This is a genomic window from Chthonomonas sp. (assembly GCF_035294505.1).
Lineage (GTDB): Bacteria > Armatimonadota > Chthonomonadetes > Chthonomonadales > Chthonomonadaceae > Chthonomonas.
Genome location: NZ_DATGKU010000117.1, coordinates 72162 through 97637, shown reverse-complemented (window position 1 = coordinate 97637; position 25476 = coordinate 72162). Strand labels below are relative to the sequence as shown.

23 protein-coding genes are annotated in these 25476 nt (G+C 53.6%); 13 read left to right on the top strand and 10 right to left on the bottom strand.

Annotation, left to right across the window (positions count from 1 at the left end):
• Positions 1-47 precede the first annotated feature (47 nt).
• From VKV18_RS07030 to folE, 7 genes are all read left to right on the top strand, one after another.
• A complete protein-coding gene (locus VKV18_RS07030) occupies positions 48-518 on the top strand; it encodes a hypothetical protein (RefSeq protein ID WP_324203501.1) in 471 nt (156 codons plus the stop codon).
• A gap of 107 nt (positions 519-625) precedes the next feature.
• Positions 626-1690 carry a BMP family protein gene (locus tag VKV18_RS07025; RefSeq protein WP_324203500.1) on the top strand — a complete coding sequence of 355 codons (1065 nt, stop codon included), beginning with the start codon at positions 626-628 and terminating at the stop codon, positions 1688-1690.
• A 2-nt stretch (positions 1691-1692) separates the two neighbouring features.
• Complete coding sequence (locus VKV18_RS07020) at positions 1693-3270, top strand: ABC transporter ATP-binding protein (protein WP_324203499.1); 1578 nt, start codon at positions 1693-1695, stop codon at positions 3268-3270.
• A complete protein-coding gene (locus VKV18_RS07015; protein ID WP_324203498.1) occupies positions 3270-4376 on the top strand; it encodes an ABC transporter permease in 1107 nt (368 codons plus the stop codon). The genes VKV18_RS07020 and VKV18_RS07015 overlap by 1 nt, the downstream gene beginning before the upstream one ends.
• Before the next feature lie 10 nt (positions 4377-4386).
• On the top strand, positions 4387-5331 hold the full coding sequence (locus tag VKV18_RS07010) for an ABC transporter permease (protein ID WP_324203497.1): 945 nt from the start codon (positions 4387-4389) through the stop codon (positions 5329-5331).
• A gap of 18 nt (positions 5332-5349) precedes the next feature.
• Positions 5350-6147 carry a 6-carboxytetrahydropterin synthase gene (locus VKV18_RS07005; RefSeq protein ID WP_324203496.1) on the top strand — a complete coding sequence of 266 codons (798 nt, stop codon included), beginning with the start codon at positions 5350-5352 and terminating at the stop codon, positions 6145-6147.
• A 2-nt stretch (positions 6148-6149) separates the two neighbouring features.
• On the top strand, positions 6150-6713 hold the full coding sequence (gene folE, locus VKV18_RS07000; protein ID WP_324203495.1) for a GTP cyclohydrolase I FolE: 564 nt from the start codon (positions 6150-6152) through the stop codon (positions 6711-6713).
• A gap of 44 nt (positions 6714-6757) precedes the next feature.
• On the opposite strand, the gene VKV18_RS06995 is transcribed toward folE, so the two are convergent.
• The 9 genes from VKV18_RS06995 to VKV18_RS06955 form a co-directional block, all read right to left on the bottom strand.
• Positions 6758-7894, bottom strand: a complete 1137-nt coding sequence (locus VKV18_RS06995) for a murein hydrolase activator EnvC family protein (protein ID WP_324203494.1) — start codon at positions 7892-7894, stop codon at positions 6758-6760.
• Between the two features lie 164 nt (positions 7895-8058).
• On the bottom strand, positions 8059-8952 hold the full coding sequence (locus tag VKV18_RS06990; protein WP_324203493.1) for a permease-like cell division protein FtsX: 894 nt from the start codon (positions 8950-8952) through the stop codon (positions 8059-8061).
• Positions 8939-9652, bottom strand: a complete 714-nt coding sequence (gene ftsE / locus VKV18_RS06985; RefSeq protein WP_324203492.1) for a cell division ATP-binding protein FtsE — start codon at positions 9650-9652, stop codon at positions 8939-8941. Before ftsE ends, VKV18_RS06990 begins: the two co-directional genes overlap by 14 nt.
• Before the next feature lie 386 nt (positions 9653-10038).
• On the bottom strand, positions 10039-10392 hold the full coding sequence (locus VKV18_RS06980) for a DUF488 domain-containing protein (protein WP_324203491.1): 354 nt from the start codon (positions 10390-10392) through the stop codon (positions 10039-10041).
• Positions 10367-10648: a hypothetical protein gene (locus VKV18_RS06975; RefSeq protein ID WP_324203490.1), complete on the bottom strand. Its 282-nt coding sequence runs from the start codon at positions 10646-10648 to the stop codon at positions 10367-10369. Before VKV18_RS06975 ends, VKV18_RS06980 begins: the two co-directional genes overlap by 26 nt.
• Positions 10649-11758: an ABC transporter ATP-binding protein gene (locus tag VKV18_RS06970; RefSeq protein WP_324203489.1), complete on the bottom strand. Its 1110-nt coding sequence runs from the start codon at positions 11756-11758 to the stop codon at positions 10649-10651.
• Between the two features lie 34 nt (positions 11759-11792).
• Positions 11793-13868 carry an ABC transporter permease subunit gene (locus VKV18_RS06965; RefSeq protein WP_324203488.1) on the bottom strand — a complete coding sequence of 692 codons (2076 nt, stop codon included), beginning with the start codon at positions 13866-13868 and terminating at the stop codon, positions 11793-11795.
• Between the two features lie 18 nt (positions 13869-13886).
• Positions 13887-15248, bottom strand: a complete 1362-nt coding sequence (locus VKV18_RS06960) for a sugar ABC transporter substrate-binding protein (protein WP_324203487.1) — start codon at positions 15246-15248, stop codon at positions 13887-13889.
• A gap of 153 nt (positions 15249-15401) precedes the next feature.
• On the bottom strand, positions 15402-16430 hold the full coding sequence (locus VKV18_RS06955; RefSeq protein WP_324203486.1) for a LacI family DNA-binding transcriptional regulator: 1029 nt from the start codon (positions 16428-16430) through the stop codon (positions 15402-15404).
• Positions 16431-16547: 117 nt separating this feature from the next.
• Here VKV18_RS06955 and VKV18_RS06950 point away from each other — a divergent pair, with 117 nt between their 5' ends.
• Positions 16548-17384: a hypothetical protein gene (locus VKV18_RS06950; protein WP_324203485.1), complete on the top strand. Its 837-nt coding sequence runs from the start codon at positions 16548-16550 to the stop codon at positions 17382-17384.
• 211 nt (positions 17385-17595) lie between these two features.
• Here the strand turns inward: VKV18_RS06950 and VKV18_RS06945 are convergent, their stop codons facing one another.
• A complete protein-coding gene (locus tag VKV18_RS06945) occupies positions 17596-18420 on the bottom strand; it encodes a serine hydrolase (RefSeq protein ID WP_324203484.1) in 825 nt (274 codons plus the stop codon).
• Between the two features lie 132 nt (positions 18421-18552).
• Here VKV18_RS06945 and VKV18_RS06940 point away from each other — a divergent pair, with 132 nt between their 5' ends.
• From VKV18_RS06940 to VKV18_RS06920, 5 genes are read left to right on the top strand one after another with little or no spacing between them, the layout of a single operon-like run.
• Positions 18553-19947: an ABC transporter substrate-binding protein gene (locus tag VKV18_RS06940; RefSeq protein WP_324203483.1), complete on the top strand. Its 1395-nt coding sequence runs from the start codon at positions 18553-18555 to the stop codon at positions 19945-19947.
• Complete coding sequence (locus VKV18_RS06935; RefSeq protein ID WP_324203482.1) at positions 19944-20825, top strand: sugar ABC transporter permease; 882 nt, start codon at positions 19944-19946, stop codon at positions 20823-20825. The genes VKV18_RS06940 and VKV18_RS06935 overlap by 4 nt, the downstream gene beginning before the upstream one ends.
• A 16-nt stretch (positions 20826-20841) precedes the next feature.
• Positions 20842-23295, top strand: a complete 2454-nt coding sequence (locus VKV18_RS06930; RefSeq protein ID WP_324203481.1) for a PAS domain S-box protein — start codon at positions 20842-20844, stop codon at positions 23293-23295.
• Between the two features lie 22 nt (positions 23296-23317).
• Positions 23318-24172 carry a carbohydrate ABC transporter permease gene (locus VKV18_RS06925; protein WP_324203480.1) on the top strand — a complete coding sequence of 285 codons (855 nt, stop codon included), beginning with the start codon at positions 23318-23320 and terminating at the stop codon, positions 24170-24172.
• A gap of 2 nt (positions 24173-24174) precedes the next feature.
• Positions 24175-25452, top strand: a complete 1278-nt coding sequence (locus VKV18_RS06920; protein ID WP_324203479.1) for a THUMP-like domain-containing protein — start codon at positions 24175-24177, stop codon at positions 25450-25452.
• Positions 25453-25476: the final 24 nt, after the last annotated feature.

The window sequence follows — 25476 nt, the reverse complement described above, 5'->3', positions numbered from 1 at the left end:
AAAAGCTCTATCCGATTCATCAGAGCGTTCCCCCGGAGGGAAGAAAAGTGAAACTTTCTTCCCTCCGCTTAACCATCGCCGTCCCTAGCTGGCGTGGTTCGCGTACGGTCTTTCTCACCGATCGTGCGTCCCATTTTCATGTCGCCCTTGAAAACATTTCAGAGCACCCTATTCGCCTTTGGAGCGAGGCCTGCTCCTGGGGCTATGAGGCTTTGTCCTTTGAAATGCAGACACCGCATGGCATCGTTTCTATCAAGCGTAAGCCGATCCATTGGAAACAAAACACCCCTGATTTCATCCTGCTAAACCCTACAGAGCTACAGATTTTCGACATCTACTGTGCTACCGAAGAATGGCAGCATTTTCCTCTCCCCTCTCCTCTACACTCGCGAACCATTCTGCTTAGGGCGGTCTATCTCGTGAGCACAGAACCTCTATCGAGACAATATAATGTCTGGTCGGGCCGACTGACGTCCGACTGGGTTCCTCTATTGCTCGTGAATCATCTTGTCTCTTAAAGCCGGTTTCCTCCCCCTTATTTCCATATCATCGCCCAGTAATGCATAAAAACGGCATCATCTGGCGTATAATTTTTTACATTCAACATCACTGCGTGGAGAGCTACATGGTTTCCGGCAAACACCTGCGAAAAACGGCTTTTGCCTCCCTTCTGCTGCTCGCTTTCTGGGCTATCGGTTGTGGCCGCCAACAGACGACTGCCTCCGGCCCCACAAACGCCTCGCCAGGAGCGCCCTCCGGGCAACAGCCTTTTCGAGTTGCCCTCATTATGTCCGGTTCCACAACCGATCATGGCTGGAACCAAGGCGCCTACGAAGCCTTAAAAGCGGTGGCTAAAAAGCTCGGGCTTAGCGATAGCCAAATCGCTTTTAAGGAGCAAGCAACCTCTGCCGATAGCCAACTAGAAAGCCTTCGCGCCTTCGCCTCCCAAGGTTACAATGTGGTTATCGGTCATGGTGAGGAGTACGAACAGCCGGCACTGCGCATTGCCCCCGAATTTCCGAAAACACTGTTCGTTATCTCATCAGGTAGTCAGGTTGCGCCCAACGTCACCCCTATCGTCTTCAAGCTGGAAGATGGCGCCTATCTCGAAGGGATGTTAGCTGCCGGAATGAGCAAAAGCGGCATCCTAGGTGCCGTCGGTGCCGATCCCATCGGCCCGGTCAAAAGCGTTTTCTCCGCATACGCGCTCGGCGCCAAAGCCATCTCCCCCCAGATAAATGTCCTTCAACCCCTCTATACCAATGATTGGGACGATGTTGGCAAGGCTAAACAGGCAACTCTCTCCCTCATTGGCCGCGGTGCCGACGTGATCATCCAAGACCTCGATAACGCCGCTCAGGGGGTGTTCAATGCCGTCGAACAGAGCAATCGGCCCGGCCATCCCGTCTATGCGCTCGGAACGAATAGCGACCAAAATGGCAACGCTCCGGACGTGATTCTGGCAAGCGCGCCGATCAATCTCTTCCCGGCTTTCCTTAACATCATACAGGCTGTCAAAGAGGGTACTTTTAAACCAAACGCAACTCCTTATGGCCTTAAATCCGGCGTAATCGGCTTTGTGTATAACCCGAAATTAGAGCCTAAGGTTCCTGCGGCGCTAAAACAGAAAATAGATGCGGCCAAACAAAAGATCATTGATGGAACCCTCGTTGTACCGAAAGCGGATTAGCCATGAACTCAGCGCGTGACACCGCGGGATCCACAACTCCGCTCGCAGCGCCATCTTCCACGACCTCCTCAGTGCAGATGCAGCAGATCGTCAAGCGCTATGGCGCCACGATCGCGCTGAATGGGGTGGACTTCGACCTGCAGGCAGGGGAAATCCATGCCCTGCTCGGCGAAAACGGCGCAGGCAAATCCACCCTGATGCACATTCTTTCGGGCATGACCCAGCCCGATTCGGGAACCATCCGCATCAACAATGCCACGGTTAACATCGCCTCTCCTAGAGAGGCACGTCGGCTTGGCATCGCCATGGTGCATCAACACTTTACCCTCGTACCGGCCTTTACAGTCCAGGAAAACCTAGCCCTCGATGCCGACGTGCCCCTCCATGCCCTACGCTATCGCACGACAGAGGCCGCCAAACCGGCCCTAGACCAGGCCGCTGCGCTCGGCTGGCAACTCGATCCTTACGCTCGCGTTGAAGACCTCCCTGTAGGCATACAACAGCGCATCGAGATCGCTAAAGCACTGGCGACCAACGCCCAATGGCTTATCTTCGATGAACCCACTGCCGTGCTTATCGGTGAAGAGATCGAAGAGCTGTTTCGCGTCCTCCGCACGCTCCGCGATTCTGGGAAAGGGGTGGTATTCATTACCCATAAGCTGCCTGAAGTGATGGCTCTTGCCGATCGCGTTACCGTGCTGCGCAGAGGACAAAAAATCGCCACAGCCCCTATCCACGAGGTCAATCCGACCCTCCTCGCCCAATGGATGGTTGGTGAAGCACCAAAAACACAGCCTCTGTCGGAGAGTAGGCAGGTTTTACGTCCCCTCCCCACAACACCCGCCTTCCGCGCCGAAAATCTCACCGTTCTCGGAGATAAAGGAGAGAGCATTCTGCAAAATATCTCCTTCGAGGTCTATCCGGGAGAGATATTCGGAATAGGGGGTGTGGACGGCAACGGTCAAACGGAGCTTGCCGAAACGATTGTGGGGTTACGAACCCCGAAATCCGGCCGACTGCTTTGGTACGAAGGAGAGTTTCGCCCCGGGCAACATCCGCGTATCGGCTATATCCCGCAAGACCGAAGACGCCACGGGCTAGCCCTTACCATGACGGTAGAAGAAAACCTTCTCTTTGAAGCGGTGAAAGAGGCCAAATATCGTTTCGGCCCTTTCCTGCGTCGTGCCGCACTACACGAGTTGGCCGAAACGCTCATCCGCGAGTTCGATATTCGAACCCCAAGCGCGAAGCTTCCGGCCTCGGCCCTTTCCGGTGGAAATCAGCAAAAGATCGTCGTCGCACGCGCTTTGCATCACCGTGCCGAATGGATTGTCGCCGTCAACCCAGTACGTGGTCTCGATATTAACGCCACCCAGTTCGTGCACACCCAACTCCTCAACGCCAAACAACGGGGTGCCTCTATCGTGCTTATCTCTACCGATCTTGACGAACTGGCCGCTTTGGCCGACCGCACCGTGATTCTCTCCAATCATCAAATGCATCCCATAGACCTCATTCAACGCGACGCCACCCAAATCGGTCTTCTGCTCGGTGGTGCCTCTACAAAGGAGACACCTTAATGTCTCTCGCCAAGCGCCTCCCCGCAAAACCCACGCCGCTCTACCCGCTCATGCGCTTTCTTGGCATCGCGTTTCTCTATATCATCGGTTTCCTTATTCTTTTGGTCGCAACTTTTGCCGTTTTTGGTGTCGCTCCGAACAAAGCGCTCTTTGCGTTGCAACAGGGCGCACTCGGCGGCGGCCCCATCTCACCCGCCTATGCCATCTCTGAAACTCTCGTGAGAGCTACCCCGCTTCTGCTCACCGGACTGAGCATCGTTGTGGCCTGGCAAACCGGCATGTTCAGCATCGGCGGTGATGGCCAGCTTCTTATGGGGGCGCTCACCGCAACCGTGCTCGCCCAACTGCAGCACGTAGTCAACCCGAATCTGCTTATCTTTCTCATGCTGGTGTGTGGAACCCTTGTTGGCGCTCTGTGGGGGGCCATTGCCGGCTGGCTAAGGGTAAAGCGCAACGTGCAGGAGGTTATCAGCACTATTATGCTCAACTACATCGCCCTCTATCTTGTCGGCGCGGCAGTGGTAGGGCCTCTTCAAGAATCCTCCCATAGCAACCCCGAATCCAACCTACTGCCCGACAAGCTTCTCTTCGCCCACATTCTACCTCCCTCATGGTCTGGGGGCATTACTACACGGCTCCATAGCGGCGTGCTTCTTGCCTTCCTCGCGGTGCCCATCGTCTGGCTCTATCTCTATCGAACCCTCCAAGGCTTTCAACTGCGCATCGTTGGTCAAAACCCAGAGGCCGCACGCGCTGCAGGGATATCGGTAAACCAAACTCGTGTCCGTGCCATGGCGATCTCCGGTGCCCTCTGCGGTCTGGCCGGTGTCATTCAGCTTCTTGGTACAAGCGAGCGCTTAAGTGCCAACTTTTCTCCTGGATGGGGCTATACGGCCATTCCGGTGGCCTTAGTCGGTGGTCTGCACCCCATCGGCACACTTCTCTCTGCCCTCTTCTTTGGCGCCCTTGAGGCCGGCTCTGTCAATGCCGAACAGACCCTACAGGTGCCTGCCAGCCTCATCGCTATCGTACAGGCAGCTGCCGTACTGGCCATTATCGGCGTCAACGCCTGGCGCCAACGCTATCCTACCGAGTTGAAGGATTAGAAAAACAGAGATGAGTATCGTTGCAGGAGTTCTCTTAGGTACCCTGGCGGAGACGACCCCTCTTCTCTATACCGCGCTCGGTGAAACGGTAGCCCAACGGTCGGGCGTCATCAATGTGGGGCTAGAAGGCATCTTGCTCACAAGCGCCTTTACAGCCAGCCTCGCAACCTATCATATCGGAAACCCTTATATCGGGGTAGGTATCGGCCTGTTAACCGGCATCGTTTTCGCGCTGTTGTTCGGCTTTTTCGCTCTTGTGCTGCACGCCGACCAAGTTGTTACCGGAGTCGTTTTTAACCTCTTTGCGCTCGGCATCACGGGCACGCTCTACCGCTTTCTTTTCGCCTTACACGATAAAAGCCTTATTACCGCCCAGCTTCCCCTCCTCCATCACACGGTAACCATCCTTACACCGCTCTCCCTGCCTGCCGTCGTCTTTGTTTGGTGGTGGCTCTACTCTACGCGCAGTGGACTTGAGCTGCGCGCCTGTGGTGAACAGCCTCTTGCAGCCGACGCAGCGGGCATCTCCGTTCGCAAAACGCGCGCCGTCGCCCTTATTTTTGATGGAGCGATGGCCGGTATTGCCGGCGCCTTCCTCTCCGTTGCCGACTCCAACACCTTCGTGCCGAACATGTCGGCAGGTAAGGGCTTTATTGCCCTTGCCATCGTTACAGCAGGCCGCTGGAATCCTATCGGCTGTTTGGTGGCCTCGCTGCTGTTCGGTTTCACCAATTCTCTGCAGTTTCAAGCCCAAACGCTCGGTTTCGATACACTTTATCGGCACATGGCCGCAACCTTACATCTCACCGTTTTTTTGCACCGGCTTAATCTCGACCATTTTCCCTATCAACTTTTTCTGGCCCTACCCTACGTTGTCACCATGCTTATTCTCTTCGGCAGCAGTCGCTCCACGCGTGCCCCTGCAGCACTAGGACGCCCCTATCGTAAAGAATAATGGAGGAATGAAGCACCTATGCTGGTCATGACGCGCCGTCTCTATTTTACAGCCGCTCACCGAGAACTCCCCGACTCGGAGCTAACCGGAAACACCTACATCCTCGACGTAGCGGTAAGTGGCCTTATCAACGAACGCACCGGATTACTTGTCAATATCAAAGAGCTGGATCGTATTGTAAAAGAGCGCGTTCTTAATCAAATAGATGGGAAATACCTGAATGGTCGCATACCGTTCTTTCAAACGCAACCGGCAACCCCGGAAAATATTGCCACCTATATCGCCGAAACCATCCTTCCGTTTCTCCCTTCAGAGGTTCAGCTGCACTCCATCCGGCTTCAACCAACCCCTGTCATCTATACCGAGTGGTTCTCTCAACTTACGGAGGCTGCCCACATGCTCCTGACAAAAATCTATGAGTTCTCCGCCTCTCATCGTCTTCATAGCGACTATCTATCGGAAGAAGAGAACCGTGATCTGTTCGGGAAATGCAATAACCCCAACGGACATGGGCATAATTACGAACTCGAAGTGACGATCTGTGGCCCCATCAACCCAACAACCGGCAGAGTGCTCCCACCAGAATGCCTTGATGCGATTGTAGAGCGCGAAGTTCTCTCTCGCTATGATCATCGCTATCTCAATTTAGATGTTCCGGAGTTCGCTCATGTGGTACCTTCGGCAGAGATGATCGTAAAAACCATATGGGAGCGCTTGCGTCCGTGCATTCCGACGCCGGCGCGTCTCTATCGGTTGCGTCTTTACGAGACGCCGCGCAACCTATTCGAGTACTCCGAAGAAGATGACAAGGAATAACAATGAAATCGAAACTTGAAGAGATTTACGCCTCACTTCTTGAAGAGATAGGCGAAGACCCCGAACGCGAAGGGCTTATCAAAACTCCTCATCGCGCTGCTGAAGCCATGCGATTTGTTACACGCGGCTATCGAATGAACCTAGAGGACATCGTTAACGGTGCCATTTTTAAGGCCGATTCCGACGACATGGTCATTGTGCGCGGCATCGAGTTCTTCTCGATGTGCGAACACCACCTCTTTCCCTTCTTCGGCCACGCCAATATCGCCTACATCCCGGACGGGCGCATTATCGGGCTTTCCAAACTCGCCCGCATTACGGAAATGTTTGCCCGCCGGTTACAGGTTCAGGAACGTCTCACGGTGCAGATCGCCGAGGCCGTACAAGAGATTCTCAAGCCGAAAGGAGTCGGGGTCGTTCTGCAAGCAAAGCACCTTTGTATGATGGCGCGTGGAGTGGAAAAGAAGAGCAGCGATATGGTAACAAGCCACGTATTGGGCGTCTTTCGAACCGACCGTAGTACACGAATGGAGTTCATGAACCTCCTCGACCTCAAAGAGTCGTGAAAGAGCTGGGCTGTACCGAACGCTTCCTCAAGACAAGCCTGCTACTAGAATGGTTTGACAGGTTTTCCGTCTACGCGCACCTCAAAATGGCAATGCGGACCTGTTGCCAAACCGGTGGCGCCCACACGTGCGATGACCTGCCCCTGGTGCACCGTCTCGCCTACATGCACTAACAGCTCAGAGCAGTGACCGTAGAGGGTTGTCAAACCGCGTCCATGGTCTATTACCACCGTATAACCGTAGCCGTTCAAATAGGAGGCTACGATAACGGTGCCGTCGCCTGCAGCATGAATGGGCGTTCCCTCCGGTGCGGCGATATCCACACCGGTATGCATGCGATAGCGGTGTAAAATCGGGTGATAGCGCATTCCGAACCCCGAAGTGATAACCCCATTCACCGGCTTTATCAGTTCCCCTCGCCATATGGGGGCAATGGCAAAATGCTCTTCAGCTTGGCGCAACTCACGTCTCGGAGCATTGGGATGCGCCGCACGCCAGGCGGCCTCCTCCTCACGGCGTCGTTCTTCCAAAAGCCCGGATAAAAACTGAATTCGCGCCGTCATGGCCTCAGCCTCGCCTTCTAGCTCATCCAGTTCCTCCTCTTCTTGCGTGCGCAGAGCCACCGTATGGCTTAACGCATCCTCTTGCTGCCACTGCAGCGCCAAATACTCCTTCTTCCGCTGCTCATAGAGCGCGGCGAGCTGTTGTTGCTGAGCCTCTTGAGCCTCCAACCGGCGCTTATCTATTTGAATCTGCACGATATCGCGCTGCACCGAGTTGATCAAGGCCATATCGCTTCGAACGATCTGCCGCACATAAACTCCGCGCGACAGCAAGTCGGACACGCTGGCCGCCCGCAATAAAACCTCCGCGTAGCTTATCTGACCCCGCATATAGTTCTCACGAATGCGCTCGGCCAACATTTTTCGTTGAAAAGCCAGTTTCTTCTGGGTGGCCGCTAAATGTTCCAACACCATCTGGTGCTGATGTTCTAAAGCGCTCATGCGGTTGCTGATATCCTGCAAACGCGCACGGGCCGCATCCACCTGTTGCTTGGTTACATGCAAAACGACATGCAGATGGTGCTCTTTCACCTTTGTAGCATGAATTTTTGCACGTACTACCGCGATATGACCTCGTAGACCGTGCAGTTGAGAGGCCAACTGCTGTTTTTTTCTCACCGCTTCCCGCGCAAGCTCAGCGGTTACCTTCTGAGCCTTTTTGTGAGACCGCTTCGACGCCCCCGTATGATGCGGTAGATGATGGATAGGAGCCCCAAGGCAGCTGCGCGCGGACAAAGAGCACAGGAATAGGCAGTAGATGATGGGGATAGAGGAGATGCGTCTCATGTTTGCCTCAAGAACCGATGGATTGCGAGTTGACTGCCTATGATGCCGATAAACGCCCCCACGCAGATAAGTCCAACTACCACCTCAACAGGTGTTATCTGCGAGGGAATATCTCCCACGAGTGGCGAATGGAGGCTGCTTACAAAACTACTTACCTGACGTGCCGCAAAAATGAGTAAACTAGCGGCTATGGCTCCCCCTAAAACGCCGTGAAAAGCCCCTTCTAACAGCAGTGGGAAACGAATGAAGGCGGCGGTTGCCCCTACGAGTTGCATGATGCGGATTTCGCGTCGGCGAGCAAACACCGTTAGGCGGATGACGTTTTGAACGCTAAACAGGGTTGCCACAAAGAGCGCGATCGCCGCGGTACCCCCTAAAACACGCACCATGCGTCCAAACCCTCTTAGCATCTGCACTTCGGCATTGGCATCGTTCACCTGTTGAAGTTGCGGAAAATGCTTCTTATTGCGGAAGAACGCCGCCAACCTACCCACATCGGCGCTATTGCGTGCCTGCACGGTTAGCTTATCCATTAAGGGGTTCATCGGCATGGCTTGGGTCAGTTTTGGCTCCTCGTGCTCCAGAAGCGCCCACGCCTCCTCTTTCGTTACCAAATGCACCGAGGCTACGGTCGGCAGCGCCTCAATCTGGTGCTGCAAGGCGATGACCTTGTCCCTCGGCACATTCACACGCAAAAAAAGATCGATCTCGTTGAACTTTTGGGGCTGCGCCGCGATGTACTCGTTAATGCGAAACCCCAGCCACAAGCACCCTCCGAACACGGTGAGGGCCACCGTCACCGTTCCTAAAGCTGCCAGCGACATCAGCCCATGCCTACGGATGTTCAACCACGCCTCTTGTGTGAGGAAAAAGAGACTATCGAACCTCATTGTCGCCTCTCACGATAACAGTTGCATAGGCGCCTTGCGAATCGTCACGTACCAACCTCCCATCGGAAAACTCGACCACACGGCGCTGCAGGCGGTTCACAATCGCCACATCGTGCGTGGCAACCACCACCGTCGTCCCCTTTTGCGCATTGATGTAGGCTAGCAGGTCAACGATGCCCGCCGAGGTTTCCGGGTCTAGATTGCCGGTTGGCTCATCGGCAAGCAGAAGATGTGGTTCGTTGACCAGAGCACGTGCGATGGCCACACGTTGCTGCTCACCGCCAGAAAGCTGGTGCGGGAAGGCGTCGGGGCGGCTTGCTAAACCTACCATCTCTAGTACTTTGGGCACACGCTGCCTAATTTGGCTGCGCCCGGCCCCAATAACCCGCAGTGCGAAGGCCACATTTTCATAAACTGTACGATCGGGCAAAAGCCCAAAATCTTGAAATACCACCCCTAAGCGGCGACGGAAAAAGGGGATGTCGCGAGGTCGAAGGGACCCTACGTTAACGCCATCAACGATAACCTCACCTTGTGTGGGTACCTCGGCTCGATAGAGCAGCTTTAGCAATGTGGATTTGCCCGCGCCACTCGGCCCCACCACAAAAACGAACTCCCCCCGTTTCACACAGAGATTGATGTGTGATAACGCGGGAACTCCTTCCGGATAGATCACCGATACATTGCGGAGCTCGATCATAAGCCTTCAGAGCCAGCTTCCGAAAAGCCGCTTTCTTGCTACGAGGATAACAAGATTAAGACATTTTTTCTAGGCTTCTGTCAACCGTTGTGCAAATCATGTTCAAACAGGGCGGTTTCACGCACAGGGGGTAGGCTGTAGGAGTAGGGCAGGCACAAGGCCTACCGCATACATCCCTCTGCAGAAAAAGCGTTTGAAGGTGTTGCCCAATTGTAAGCGAACCACGCCATACCGACAGCTTGTTTGAGCAGCGATTCTTGTGTATCCGTGAGGCAAGCTCGATCCTGTGTGTGAGTGTTACTTGTTTTGCATTTCGACGCATCGCTGAAGTAGGTAGCCCTCAGACAGCTCATTAGCGCGTATATGCGCCAACAGGGGTCACCCTTTTACCTTAGTTGCTCATCTAAAAAGGATTTTAGCACGAGCGCGTTGTTGTGTTCTGTATCGCGAGCACTGTAAAGCAGCGTGACGTTGCCCTCCTTGGCCGCTGCGATCAGCTCCTTCAACGCGATGGCATCGGCCTGCTCAAGTTCAGCACGATAACGCTGCTGAAACTGCTGCCACTTCGAGGGATCATGCCCAAACCACTGTCGCAACTCGGTTGACGGGGCTAAATCCTTCAGCCAACCAGAGAGATGAAGCTCTTCTCGCTTTATCCCTCTCGGCCACAAGCGCTCCACCAGATAACGCTTGCCGTCATCAGGCTCCTCCGGCTCATAGACTCGTTTCACTTTGATCATTGCCTAACCCTCCAGCTATCGTTACTTCTAAAGGCGGTCGTCCGTCAATGGTCTTTTGCGGGTTGCCCTCGGCAATGTTCGGTCGTACCGGTTTTCGATGAGACCAGATAGTGTAGCCCACCCAACCTAAAAAAAGTATCGCCAAGCCATGGCTGTACAACCCTTGAGAAAACGATTGACAAAGCGCAAAGATACCAAAAACGATCAGCAACAAAGAGAGGAACTCCATGACCTGTGCGAAGCGCCCTGCAAGCATCTAACTCTCCAACCTTCCGGAATTGGTGAGGCAAAGCGTCGTTTCTGCATCGAACAGATGCGCCCGGCACTGCTCAATGCGCATATGAAGGCGCTGCCCTATCTGTGCCTGAAACGTAGGGCCAACTCTTACTTTAAAAATATGCGGCCCAAAGCTCACATCAACAATGGTCTCGGCTCCTAAAGGTTCCACTAAATAGACCTCCACCGGCTCGAAGTCAGGGGGAGCATCGGAGCGTAAGAGAATATCCTCCGGGCGCACCCCAAGAATGAGTGGCCTCTGCGTAGGTACCTCGCGAAACCGCAAGCGAGCCTCTGCCTGCACCCCCAATGCGATTCCACCCTTTAGAATCAGAGCCTTACGGTCCTCAGAGAGAGAGCAGGGAACGAAGTTCATCGCGGGAGAACCGATAAAACCCGCCACGAAGAGATTGGCCGGATGATTGTAGACGTTGGCCGGAGTATCGTTCTGTTGAATGATGCCTCCATACATCACGGCAATGCGGTCGGCCATACTCATCGCCTCTAACTGGTCGTGCGTTACGTAGATAGTCGTTGCCCCCAAATCGGTCTGTAGGCGCTTGATCTCGGCTCGCATCTCCGTTCTCAGCTTCGCATCAAGGTTAGAAAGCGGTTCATCCATTAAAAACACCTTTGGGCGTCGCACGATGGCACGGCCGATGGCTACCCGCTGCATCTCTCCGCCGGAAAGTTTTCCAGGCTTGCGGTCGAGTAGGCGCTCGATGTGTAGCTTACGCGCCGTCTCCTGCACACGCTCCCTAATAACCTCCCGCGGCGTTCTTACAGCCTTCAAGGGAAAAGCAAGGTTCTCCCCTACCGTCATATGTGGGTAAATGGCATACTGCTGAAAGACCATCGCAATATCCCTTGCCGACGGCGGCCATTTGGTAACATCCTGCCCATTTATAAATATCTGCCCCTCATCGGGCAGCTCCAAGCCCGCGATGCAGCGCAACGTCGTCGTCTTGCCACAGCCCGACGGTCCCAGAAAAACCTGAAACGTCCCATCTGGAACCAATAAGTTGACCCGATTGACAGCAATGTTCTGATCGAACCGCTTTACGAGATTCCTCACCTCCACCGAAGCCATACGCACTCCTCTAGTTAAACGCTTCTCTCTTCGTTTATCGCTTAATTGCGCCGAAGGTAACTCCTCGCAGTAGATGTTTTCGCATCGCAAACGTAAAGAGCGTCACAGGGATGAGAAAGATAACCGTTCCCGCTGCGATCTGCCCCCAATCGGTTCCCCCAGCTCCCGTACGCGACACAATGGAAGGAGGCGCAGTAAGGGGCGATTGGGTAGAGAGTATCTGTGCAAACGCGAACTCATTCCAGGCGGTGATAAAACAAAACACAGCGGTTGCCGCAATCCCCGTTACAGCCTGCGGCAAAGAGATTTTGCGAAAGACCTGTAGCCGTGTATACCCATCAAGCAGCCCCGCATCGTCGTATTCGTGGGGGATATCGTCGAAAAATCCTTTTAACAGGTATGTCGAAAAAGAGAGGTTGAAAACCGTGTAGAGCAGCACGAGACCGGTGCGCGTGCCAAGCAACCCAAGGGCACGATACATAAGAAAAATCGGTATCACCACCGCAATGGCAGGCAGCATGCGCGTGCTTAAAACGAAAAACAACAGATCGCCACCGGCTTTAATCCGAAAACGGGCAAACGCATAGGCTGCCATCGTTCCCAGCCCCACCGAAAAGAGAGTGGATAGTATGCCTATAAGGAGACTGTTGCCGATCTGCAAGGGAAAATCCGACAATCCCAAGATTCGGCCCGATGGTTCGTTGCCCTCATGTTGAAAAATCAGCATACTATAGTTTTGAAAGGTCGCCCCAAAGAACACGGTCTCTTTCTTTAGCGGCTCATCCGGCCTTGCTAAGTGGGTTGGAATAAGTCGCGGAGTGAGTGCGGCTATGAGACTCGGAGGGGTAATGCTTGTTACAACGATCCAGTAGATAGGAAGCAGATAGACAACCAACACGATTCCGATAGCCCCGTACGCCAGCAGATTGCGTAACAGTTGAGGCAGTCTACTTACGCCTAACGCCACAAATCCAACAAGGATGATGAGACCTATAAATACGATCAATGGCGCAGGCCCGTGGTGTGTTCGAATGGCCATCAGACCATACCATAGAACCCCCATTCCCACTCCTATCGTTATGGCTCGCCCCGGAGTCTCCAGTAGCCATCGTAATCCGGGGATAGGAGCGGCCTTGACCTGAAGCAGTTGCCAGAGACTCTCCGCATCGGTGATGCCCTCTCCGCGAAGGCGCCCAAGGTACTTTATGAACAGGTTCGTCAGCCCGATGATCAGCAGCAAGATGACATAAGCGAGGGCGCAGGCGAGGCCGGTACGGTGCGAGTCAAAAGCCAATTTAAAAAGCCGATAGGAGACGGTCTGAGTTGAGGTTCCCGGCCCGCCCCCCGTTAGCACATACACAATGTCAAACAGTTTGAAGCAGTCAATGGTTCGGAAGAGCAGTGCGATGAGCAGCAGTGGAGCTACCATCGGCAGGGTAATGTAACGGAACTTGAACCAGGGCGAAGCTCGGTCCACATCGGCGGCCTCGTAGAGATGTGGTGGCACCGATTGCAGCCCGGCCAGCGCGATGAGCATCACAAAGGGCGACCACATCCAGGCATCCACGATGACGAGAGACCAGAGCGCATTTTGTGGGTTATTAAGCCAATCTGCAGGCGCAAGTGGGTTTTGAAGGTGCGCTTGCTGTAAAAGCCAGTTGATCAGGCCATTTGACGACTGAAACATGTAGCTCCAAAACAGGCCTACCACCACGGGCGAAAGCATCATCGGCACCAGAAGCAGTGTGGTTATAATGCCACGTGCGCGAAACGTCCGGTGCAACAGGAGCGCCATTCCAAACCCGACGATTAACTCCACCCCGATGGCCAGTAGAGTGAAACGTGCTGTAACCTGAAAAGTGTTCCAAATATCGGCGCTATGAAGAATCTGATGGTAGTTGGCCGTCCCTACCCAACGCGGAGGCATACTGGCCGTGTCCACATATTCACAAAATGAGAGAAAGAGCGACCAGAATAGCGGAAAGATATTGATGGCCAACAGCAGAATCACCGTAGGAATCAGGAAGAGATTCGCCACGGTGCGATCGCTTAATCGGCCTTTCAAAGAACGAGCCTGCGTGTCTATGCCGTCCTTTATAAGAGTTTTCACCTATCCCCTCGCCGAAGTCTATTTCAACAAACCGGCGCGTTTCAGTATCTCCGTATGTTTCTGGGCCACGATATCCATCGCCTGTTGCGCTGTTACTTGGCCTGTAGCTGCCGCATTAAACTCCTCTTGTGTCACGTTGAGAAGGTCGGCATAGGCGGGGTTGTTGTAGAAGTCGCGTAATAGAGGCACACTTTCGGCAAACACCTTATTAAAGGGGGTGGCATTGAGAAACTCTGGGCTGCTAAGGACTTTGCTATTGCAGGTAAGACCACCAAGCAGGGCCCACTTTCGCTGGGTATCTTCACTGGAGAACCATGCCAGAAACTTTTTTGCCTCGTCAATGTGTTTTGAGTAGGCGGAGATGGAGATGCCCTGGCCGCCAAGGCTGATCCAGTGTCCGGCCGGGCCGGCAGGCGATTCGAAAAACCCGGTGACATCCGCATAGCGGTTTTGAGATTTATCTACCAAGGCGGGGAAAAAGGTGAACCAATCGAGCGCCATAGCCACTTCACCCGACTTGAAGGCATCCAACGTTTCGTTATAGTAGTAGTTCTCCGAGTGTGGGGGTGTAAACTGCTTAAGCTCACGGGTATAGAAGTCAAGCGCCTTTACCGAGGCAGGGGAATTGACATAGCCCTCAACTGCGCCCGTCTTTGGGTCGAAGAACTCGCCTCCGAGGCACCATAGAACCTGCATAAATCCCATCGTCACCCCGTCGTAAGAGACCGGCCCGGCATAGAAGAGGGCACAACCGTAGAGGTGCTGTTGGGGACGTGTGAAAAATTCGGCAATGTCGCGAAACTGCTGCCAGGTTTTCGGCGGTGCAAGCGGATAACCATATTTCGCTTTAAAGTTGGCCTGTTCGGTGGGGTTCTCGAAGAGGTCTTTACGATAGGCAAAGCCGAGGGCGTCGGCCTCGCAAGGCAGCGCCCAAATTTTGCCGTTGTACTCACAATAGAACTTCTTAATGTTGTCTGTATAGTCCTGCCAAGGAACGTGGGTTTTAGACCAGTCGGTTAGGTCTACATAGTGGCCTTCCGTTGCCCCACGTCCCAACCACTGACTATCCCCTACAATGAGATCGTAGGCATCACTTTTTCCTGCCCAAACGTCCGTTTGTATCTTCTGTTGATACTGACTCCAAGGAATCTGCTCGACCTTCACGGGAATGCCCGTTTGCCGTGTGAAATCTTCCGAGAGAGTCTGCAAATAGTCGGAAGGCTTCCACTGGGCCCAGGCAATAACAAGGGTATGGTTCCCCAGTGCCGATGCCCCTCGAACGGTTGGGCTTGACGAATTGGAGTTGCTGCTGCAGCCAGTGAGGAGGAAAACGACTAAAAAGAGAATGGCTACCTGAAAAATGACCTTTTTGTTCACCATCGCCTCCTTGAAATGGGCCTACTAGACAGAAGCCACATCCGCGTTATTCAACCAATCAATAGGCATTATAACACAGATGGCGGCTACTGTCTACTCAAAGGCGACAACCAACCTAGCCCACGAATGAGGCGATGTTTGCATGACGTGAGTGTGCTAACGACATGAAGGTTTAGCCACCGTCGCCCGAATGACCAGTTCTGTAGGGAGAAGCTCCTTAATGCCGGGCGCGCGCTTCTGCTCGATCTGCTCCAAAAGCAACTCCGTTGCACGGGCACCGATCCGAGCTAACGGCTGCCGCACCGTTGTTAGCGGAGGCTGAATGGTCGAGGCCGTGATAATATCGTCAAAACCGATCAGAGAAATATCTTCGGGAACCCGCACTCCATGCTCCGCAAAGGCCTTCATAGCCCCAATGGCCAACACATCGTTGGTGCAAAATACGGCAGTGGGCCGCTCATGTGAAGGGATTGCCAGGAGCTTTTCCGCCTGCTGGTAGCCGAACTCTTCAAAATACTTACCGGGGAAGACCCACGCGTCACAAACAGGAAGTCTTGCCTCTTCCAACGCCTGGCGGTAACCGGCCAGCCGCTGATGGGTGCTGTCTAGATTGTCCTGACCGCAAAAAATCGCAATCCGTTCATGCCCCATCTGAATGAGATAGTTCACCGCATTGCGTGCTGCCGAAACGTTATCCACATCGAGACACGTCACATCCTTGCGATCGCTCATATAGTTGATCAGCACAAAAGGTACTTCGCGCGCACGCAACTCCTCTATAACGGTTGTGTTATGGGGCAAGGCCACTACTAAAAGCCCATCACAGCGCCCATCGCACCAACGCATGAGGTTTTTTGTCACGTCGCATTCCAAGCTCTCGGTGAATAACAACACGCTCTGGTCGTGCTCCATCGTCGCCCCAAGAATGCCCTGTAGCACTTCCAAAAAGTAGAGGCTTGGAATCAGATGATCGTAGTGCGTATAGACGACCCCAATGGTGTGAATACGCTTCTGCACCAAGCCACGCGCCAACGCATTGGGGGTGTAGTTGAGGCGACGCATAGCCTCTTCTACACGCGCTCGTGTACGAGCGCTGATACGGCGTGGACCGTTGTTGATAACGTAGGATACGGTGGATGGTGCCACCCCACTTGCTTCTGCCAGCTCGCGAATCGTAACCCCCATAGCTTTCTGTCACCTTTTCTCTATTCTTTACCTTACGCCTGTCACTCTCCGTACATGCATATTATGATACAATGAAAAAAGGTTGCTGTCAAGAGAAATGCGCACAAAAAGGAACAGGTGAAGTCAACGATGATCGCCCCAGCCGGACAAACCCCTTTTCGCCCCACGCTCCTTCGGGCGCTGCGCCTTGCTATGCGCGATCTTTGGGATCATCTGGGCTTTGCCATCTCCTTCAGCCTTCTTCATAGTCTGCTTATTCCCCTGCTGCTCTCCGTTCCGCTCAGCCTAACGAAGCTTATTCACCTCCCACCTAAACCGGGCTATCTTCTGCTTACCCTGCTTACACTGCCTATTTTTCCACCTCTTTTTGCAGGATACTGCTTTGTTGCTTATCGTATCTGCATAGGGCGCTCGGTATCTTGGGCTTGTTTCCTCCAAGGTTTCCGTCAACACTACTGGCCTGCCATTCGCCTCGGTCTCTTTCAGCTGGTCATTACCTTTGGCTTACTTGCAAATCTCCTTTTTTACACTTACTGGCATCACTCTTTCAGTACTCTGCTCTCTCTCTTTTGGGCCTACGTTCTCCTTTCTTGGTCACTCCTTCTGCTCTATCAATACCCACTGTTGGTTCTGCAGGAGAATGGGGTCTTCGACGAAGAGGGCCGACGTGCACGTCGTGGAGCTTTGGCCGCCATCCGTCGCTCCTTTTTCCTCACCCTAGGGAACCCGCTCTATACAATAGGCCTTCTTTGTATCACCGCGCTGCTCGTGCTGCTCTGCTTTCTCACAGGCATCGCTTGGATACTGCTTTACCCCGCGCTTCCTCTACAACTAGTAACGCGGGCCACCTGCCTTCTGCTTGCACGCTACGACCTTGTACCACCTCCACCCAAGGAGGCACCTATCGAAGATGCCCCTTGGCACGTCGAAACGAAGACCGAATCAACTCAGTGACACTCCGCACGGTCTAAAGAACGGCGGCTTCTTGGGGCAACCTGCCCCTACAACCTGCTTCGCCGCTCGCCCTCAAGGGCAGAGGCTTGCGGCGCGCTCTATAGGGTCAGGTTTGTTAAAGACGTGATGCGTGGATGTGCGCCCCTGCAAGCAGCACAAACTATCATCCTGAGGCGGTGCCGGCTGCCCAGGTTTTTATAAGCCGATCTGTCTACTCCAAAAGAAGCCGCTTTGACAAACGCGCTAAAGCGACTTCCCCCGGATTGTCTGCCGTCCAGCGTACCACCTGCAGTTCCTGACAGAACAGTGCCAACGCAAACCTATTTCCCTCAGCATCGGTCACGATGCCCACATCGTTGCGGGCCTCGTCTATCGAACCGGTCTTACCGGCATAGCGCCACTCCTCCGGCAGGTAGCGTGGGATGCAGTCGCGATAGTGCTGCTTGGAAAGGATGGCCAAAAACTCTTCACACAAGGCCTCGCTTCCCAGCTTGCCCCTTGCGATCATCTCAAGAAGCCGCAACATCTCCCAAGGCGTCGTCACCCCTAATCCGTAGGGATTGGGCAAGGCATCTCTGGCATATACTTTGCGAAAGCAAGTTGTTATCTCCAGCCCAATAGATCGCATCCGCTCATTAATGGGGTTCACTCCGCCCACATGCTCGATGATCATATTTGTGGCGGTGTTATCGGAAAGGACGATCATCAGCACACATACATCGCGTAAAGTTAGCCGCAGGCCTGCCGTTAATTGCGAGAGAATTCCCGAACCGGGCACCTTCTCCGCATCGGTTAGCACCAAAGGCTCATCCCATGCCAACCTCCCCTCTTCGATGCTCAACCCCACATGCACCAAAATGGGCAGCTTGATGACGCTGGCCGTACGGCATTTATGCTCTGCGTTGTATTGCACAATTGCCCCAGTCTGTAAGTCCTCGGCGGCAAAACAGAGCACTCCGGTTGAAGCCCTCTCGATAGCCGCTATATCGGCCCAAAAACGCTCATCTGGCACCACCAGGCGCGCAACCTGCTGCATCGCGTCCCTCCCATCAGACCTCCTTAACATTGTGACATAGGAGGCGCACACAAACGCACAGCACACCCGTTTTCTTCTGTGTGAAGGGTACAATAGCATAATGTCTGAAACTTTCCAAGGAGAATTCCACGTTTGAAACGTTCGCCGCTATCGCTAAATCGCTTCGGACTGCCTCTCCTGGCTGCTCTGATCGTGGTGACGGCAGTCTATAGCGAGATGATCGCTCACCCTGCCTACCATGACGGTAAAATCCACGTCATCTATTGGGAAAAGTGGACCGATTTCGAAGGCGATGCCATCCGCAAGACGGTCGAAGCGTTTAACCGATCTCAAAATCGCATTCATGTAGACCTCCTCACCGTCAGCGGCATAGAGAACAAAACGCTGTTGGCAATAGCCGGCGGCGACCCGCCCGATGTGGCCGGCCTCTACGGCCCCAATGTGGCCCAGTATGCCGATGATAACGCTATTATTCCCCTCGATAGCTATTGCAAGCGCTACGGTCTTGATCGAAACCATTTTATTCCCGTCTTTTGGGACATGGGGCACTATCACGGCCATCAGTACGCCTTGCCAAGCACACCGGCCACAACCGCTTTGCACTACAACATGGCGATGCTTCGGGCTGCCGGCATTACCCACCCCCCTCAGACCATAGAGGAGCTCGATGCCGATGCCGCTAAGATCACCACTCGCGATGCTAACGGTAACATACAGAAGGTCGGCTTCCTGCCCACAGAACCCGGATGGTGGAATTGGGCTTGGGGCTATTTCTTTGGCGGAAAACTGTGGAATGGAAAGGATAAGATCACGGCTACCGACCCCGGAAACGTTCGTGCTTATCAATGGATACAGTCGTACTCTAAAAAATACGGACCGGGCAACCTGCAGTCGTTTCGAAGCGGACTCGGAACCTTTTCCTCCCCTCAGAACGGCTTTCTCGATGGAAAAGTCGCCATGGAGCTTCAAGGCGTTTGGATGTACAACTTTATAAGCCGCTTTGCCCCCCAAATGGAAAAACCTAAGCGCATTTGGGGCGTTGTGCCGTTCCCCTATCCCGCCGACCGGCCGGATTTGGCCAACACCTCAGTCGCCGATGAGGATGTCTTGGTGATCCCGCGTGGGGCAAAACATCCGAACGCCGCCTTTGCGTTTATTCGATTTATCGAATCGCGCAAGGGCAGTGAAATGCTGTGTGGCCTTCAAAGAAAGTTTTCGCCCCTGCGCCACGTAGACCCCCAGTTCTATGCAACCCACCCCAATCCCTATATCAAGCTTTTCGTGCGACTGGCCTATAGTAAAAACGTGATCACTCCACCTAAAATGGGCATCTGGCCGGAGTACAGCAGCGCCCTTTCTAACGCGATAGATGAGGTAACCCTCATGGAGAAAACACCCGAACAGGCCCTCGAAGAGGTACAACAAGAGATGCAGCCGAAGTTAGATGAGTATCTTCGACGCCTGCATCTGCGCCAAAAAGCCATGCATGAGGCTCAATCCCTCTCAGCACATGGAGACAACCAATGAAACAAAGCCGACGTGAAACGCGCACTGCGCTCCTCTTTGTTCTGCCCTGGTTCATCGGGTTTACTGCATTCATGCTCTACCCGGTAGTCGCCTCTATCTACTTCAGCTTCTGCGACTATTCCGTTCTCCATCCGCCCGTCTTCATTGGGCTTGCCAACTATCGGGACCTCATCCACGACGCCATTTTCTGGCAAACAGTTCAGAACACGATCGTCTACACCCTTTGGGCGCTGCCCATCAGCGCCCTAGTAGCGCTCTCGTTGGCCCTGCTACTAAATACAAAAGTGCGTGGGATGGCCTTTTACCGAACCATTTTCTTCATTCCCTCCCTCGTGCCCATGGTAGCCCTCGCCATTCTCTGGCAATGGATATTTAATGGACAATACGGCATTCTCAACGCCTTCTTGCAGGATTTGGGCATCAAAGGGCCTAACTGGTTGGGCGACCCCGCCTGGTCAAAAACGGCTCTCGTCGTGCTTTCGGCATGGGGCGTCGGCAACGCCATGGTGATCTATTTGGCCGGCTTGCAGGACGTGCCACGACAGCTCTACGAAGCAGCAGACCTCGATGGAGCGGGCTGGTGGGCAAAAACGCTCCATGTTACCCTTCCTATGATCTCCCCTGTCATCCTTTTCAATGTTATTATGGGAATCATCGGTACCCTCCAAATTTTCACCGTGCCCTACGTCATCTCGCCTCAAGGAGCACCGGCACGCTCTATCTATTTCTATGCCATGTACCTCTTCGACAACGCCTTCATCTACCATAAAATGGGCTACGCCTGCGCTATGGGCTGGATACTTTTTGTTGTGATTCTCATCTTAACTCTGATCGCCCTTAAATTTAGCGAACGCCACGTGCATTATGGCGGTAATTGAGAGGAGTTTGTAATAGATGGGTGAACAGCAGACTCCAGATACCTCCGCGAACGAGCAGGCATTGGAAGGCTTTCTTGATAAAGATGGCCTGCAGGCTCAGGCCATTTTGGCCAGCATCACCGATGCTTTCTTTGCATTGGATACAAACTGGCGCTTTGTGTATGTTAACAGCAACGCCGAAAAGCTCCTCCGCCGTTCTCGCCAGCAGTTACTTGGGCAAAATATATGGGAGGTCTTTCCCGAAGCGGTGGGTTCCACATTTTATGTGCAGTATCATCGGGCGATTGAAGAGAGATGCTCGGTCGCTTTTGAAGAGTTCTACCCTCCTCTAGAAACCTGGTTTGAAGTCCACGCCTATCCCTACTCCCATGGGCTTTCCGTCTATTTTCGCGACATCAACGACAGAAAAAGCGTAGAAGAGCTTCTGCAACGAGCGCACGAAGAGGATCGCCTTTTCACTCAAAAACTCACCGCTCTCCAAGAGATAACCTATCAACTTGCCCTTGCACCTGATAAAGAGACCTTCTATAAACTCGCCGTGGAGTTGGGACGCGAAAAACTCGGCTTCGACAGGCTGGGCATCTGGTGCCTGAACGAAGAGAACTTCATAAAGGGCACGTTTGGCACAGATGAAGGAGGTAAGACCATAGATGAACGATCCGTTCGACGCCCCATTCCTCCCCTCGACGCCCTGGATCAAATACGGCATAGCCCCCAAGCCATTGCCGTCATCGAAAATACCACCCTTTGTAACGCCCTTGGCGAGCCGGTTGGTCATGGAACTTTGGTTTTTGCTTCCGTCTGGAATCATAACCGCTGCATCGGCTTTCTAAGCGCCGATAACCTGCTGTCCGGGCAACATTTTACTCCGCAGCGCCTCGAACTCCTCCGTCTCTATGCCTCCACGCTCGGTCATCTCTTTACCCGTCTCCAAATCCAACTCTCTCTCCAAGAGAGCGAAGAGCGGTATCGCTCCTTGTTCAGAAGCATTCCAGACCCCGTCTGGGTATACGACACCCACACCCTTCAGTTCCTCGATGTGAGCGATGCGGCGATCGCTCACTACGGGTATAGTCGGGACGAATTCCTCAAAATGACCATCCGCGATATTCGCCCGCCGGAAGATTGGGAGACATTGGAAGAGCGCCTTGCGCATCTGAAACCAGGCTATTCTCCGCCCACCCTTTGGAGGCATAAACGCAAAGATGGCACTATTTTTGACGTGGAGATCACCTCACACGATACGATCTATGCCGGCAGAGAAGCCCGCATCGTTTTGGCCCGCGATGTCACCGAACGCAAGCGGCTTGAGACACAACTGCTGCAGGCACAAAAAATGGAAAGTATCGGGAGACTTGCCGGTGGCATCGCACATGATTTCAACAACCTCCTCGCAGCCATTGTAGGCTATCTAGAACTTTTAGAAGACCATGTCCAAACGGATGTCCAAGCGCAAACCCATCTGCACCATGCCCAGCAGGCGGCCGAACGCGCAAAGCAACTTACATCCCAACTCCTCGCTTTTGCCAGAAAACAGATCACCCGGCCGCAAAATCTCGACATCAACCACCTGATCGTTGGCATCGGGCAACTCCTGCGGCGCATTATCGGCGAGGATATCGAGCTGACTTTTCAACCTAGCCACAACCTCTGGACGGTTAAGGCGGACCGAAGTCAGATGGAACAGGTGCTGATGAATCTGGCGGTTAACTCACGTGACGCCATGCCACACGGTGGACATATCCTTATCGAAACGCACAATAGAACCGTTTCCGAAACGCTTACCTTTGCCCAAACCGTGATTCCGCCGGGGGATTACGTCTACATCCTATTCCGAGATGATGGTGAGGGTATGAGTGCCGACGTGCTGGCACGTATCTTCGAGCCTTTCTTTACGACAAAAGAGGTGGGTAAGGGAACCGGACTGGGGCTTTCGACCTGCTATGGCATCATTCGACAAGCGGGCGGATACATCGCCGCAGATAGCGCGCCTCAAGAGGGAGCCGCTTTTCATATCTTCCTGCCGCGCAGTCACGAGGAGTCGGAAGCGCCGCCCGTTACCCATTCCTCCTCACCGGCCAGCGGAAATGAGACGATTCTGCTTGTTGAAGACGAGCCGCTTGTGCTGCAGACTTTAACGCTTTCCCTAACTCGTAAAGGCTACCATCTTCTTACCGCCGAAAGCCCGGAGGAAGCTCTGGAAATTCTCGCAAAATATCCGAAACCTATTGACCTGCTTATCACCGATGTGGTTATGCCACAACAGAGCGGACTTGAACTCGTGGCTCAGGCATATCGCATTCGCCCCAACCTGCCGGTGCTCTATATATCCGGCTATACGGAAGAACACACCAAAATACAGAGCCTCGTCCACGAGGGCATCGCCTTCTTACAAAAGCCTTTCACCCCCTCCACTCTGGCCCGCAGAGTGCGAGAAATCCTCGATGCAGCCAAATCAAAATCTGTTTAATACACGGAGAACGTCATTCGCCATGCACAAAAAACGTTATCTCGCCACGTTTCTCATTCATATAGTGCTTATCACGCTTTCCCTTGTGTTCGCCTTCCCTTTGCTCTGGATGATCTCAACATCGCTGAAGCCGATCGATCAGACCATGCATATGCCCCCCATCTGGATACCGCATCCCATTGAGTGGCAAAACTATGTCGCCGCCTTTACCTATGAAAGCAACCAGTTACACTATATCCCCTTCCTTATCTACGGTCGCAACACCCTTATTCTTGAAATTCTTGTGGTTAGCGGCACCGTTTTTTCCAATGCCTTAGTGGCCTATGGTTTTGCGAGACTTCGCTGGCCGGGTCGCGACATCGTCTTTAAACTAACCCTCGCCACCATGATGATACCTTTCCCTGTCCTTATGGTGCCCACGTTCGTGCTTTTTGAAAAGATTCACTGGACAGGCACCTATCGCCCCCTCTGGGTACCGGCATGGTTTGGGAGCGCCTTCTACATCTTTCTGCTACGCCAGTTCTTTCTCACCATTCCCTTCGAGCTTTCAGAGGCCGCAAAAATAGACGGATGCTCCGAATGGGGCATCTTCCGCGAGGTTGTTCTTCCTCTGGCAAAGCCGGCCCTCGCCGTCGTAGCTCTTTTCACATTTATGGGCGTATGGAACGACTTCCTCGGCCCCCTTATCTATCTTGCGCATCAGAACATGTATACACTCGGTTTAGGCCTGCAAAACTACCAAAGTCAAAATGGGGGTACTCAATGGAACCTCCTCATGGCCGCCTCTACTATTGTTGTAGCTCCGGTTATTGTGCTCTTCTTCTTCACTCAAAAACAGTTCATTGAGGGCATCGCCGTCACCGGTTTGAAAGGCTAGCGGTGGAAGAACAGAGCGCGCTTACCCCTGAGATTGTTCGCTTCCTCTCCACGGGCGAAGGGCAAGCTCTATTACACTTCGCCAGCACCCTACCCTATGAACGCCTCACGCGCCTATCACATTTGCGACGATATTGTCAGCCTGCCCTTGCTGCCGCAATCGTTGAGCTTTTGGAGTTGCGCCGGCGGGCAAAACAACGATTCTCACATGCAGAGGCGTTGTTCTTTACGCCCGAGGCTTTGGAACAGGCCACCTCAGAAACCCTGGCAAACTGGCGCGCTTTCCACTTCCCAAAGAACACCCTTGTTCTCGATGCCTGTTGTTCCGTCGGCTGCGATACACTCGTGCTGGCTCGACGTGGGCCGGTTATCGGTACGGATCGTTCGTTGCTACGTCTGACATGTGCCCATGCCAACCTCGCTGCAGTAGCTCCAAAGGCACCGGCAACCTTCCTCTGCCAGGATGTAAGCACTCTCGATCTGGCTCGCTTGCGTCGCAAAGGGGTCTACGCGGTATTCTGCGACCCTGCACGTCGCATTTCAACCTTGCAGGGAACGCATCGTCTTCGCCGTCTGCAAGAACTCAGCCCCTCCTTATCCTGGCTTAAGGAGTTGAAAAGATGCTTTGAATGGGGTGCGATAAAGCTTCCACCTACAGCCGATCTCTCGCCTCTTCTCGATGAACGAAGCGTTGTGGAGTACGTCGGAGAAATTGGAGAATGCTCGGAGGCGACATTATGGTGGGGGGAGGCCATAAGGAGATTTTGCGATCAAACGGATTGCATACCTCCTTTCACCTGCGCCACCGTGCTTCATAAAACAGGCGCTGCATCCACACTCTTGCCTGCCCCGAAACCACCAAACAGACATCGGCTTACGCCAGGCTGCTCAAGCCCTCTTGAATGGCTTTACGAACCTGTTCCAACGGTAATACGCGCCGGGCTGGTTGAGGAGCTTACTTGCCGATTAAGCGGTCATCTCATCGATCCCCATATTGCCTACATTACCTCTTCACGGCAAGTGAACACTCCCTTTGCCCGCTGCTATCGCATAGTGCACTGGATGCCCTACAACCTAAAACATGTGCAAGCCCATTTGCGTCAACAACACTGGTACGTAACAGAGATTAAACAGCGAGGACTGCCCTTCGACACGCTCTCGCTGCTCAAGCAACTGCGCGCCGCAACCGACTGCACAGCCCAACCGGTAACACTTGCATTAGCCCGCGTTGGCAATCGGCCGCTGGCGCTGTTTCTGACCTCCTGCGATAAACACGGTTAGAAATTGTTCCGAACGCTCTGCAGC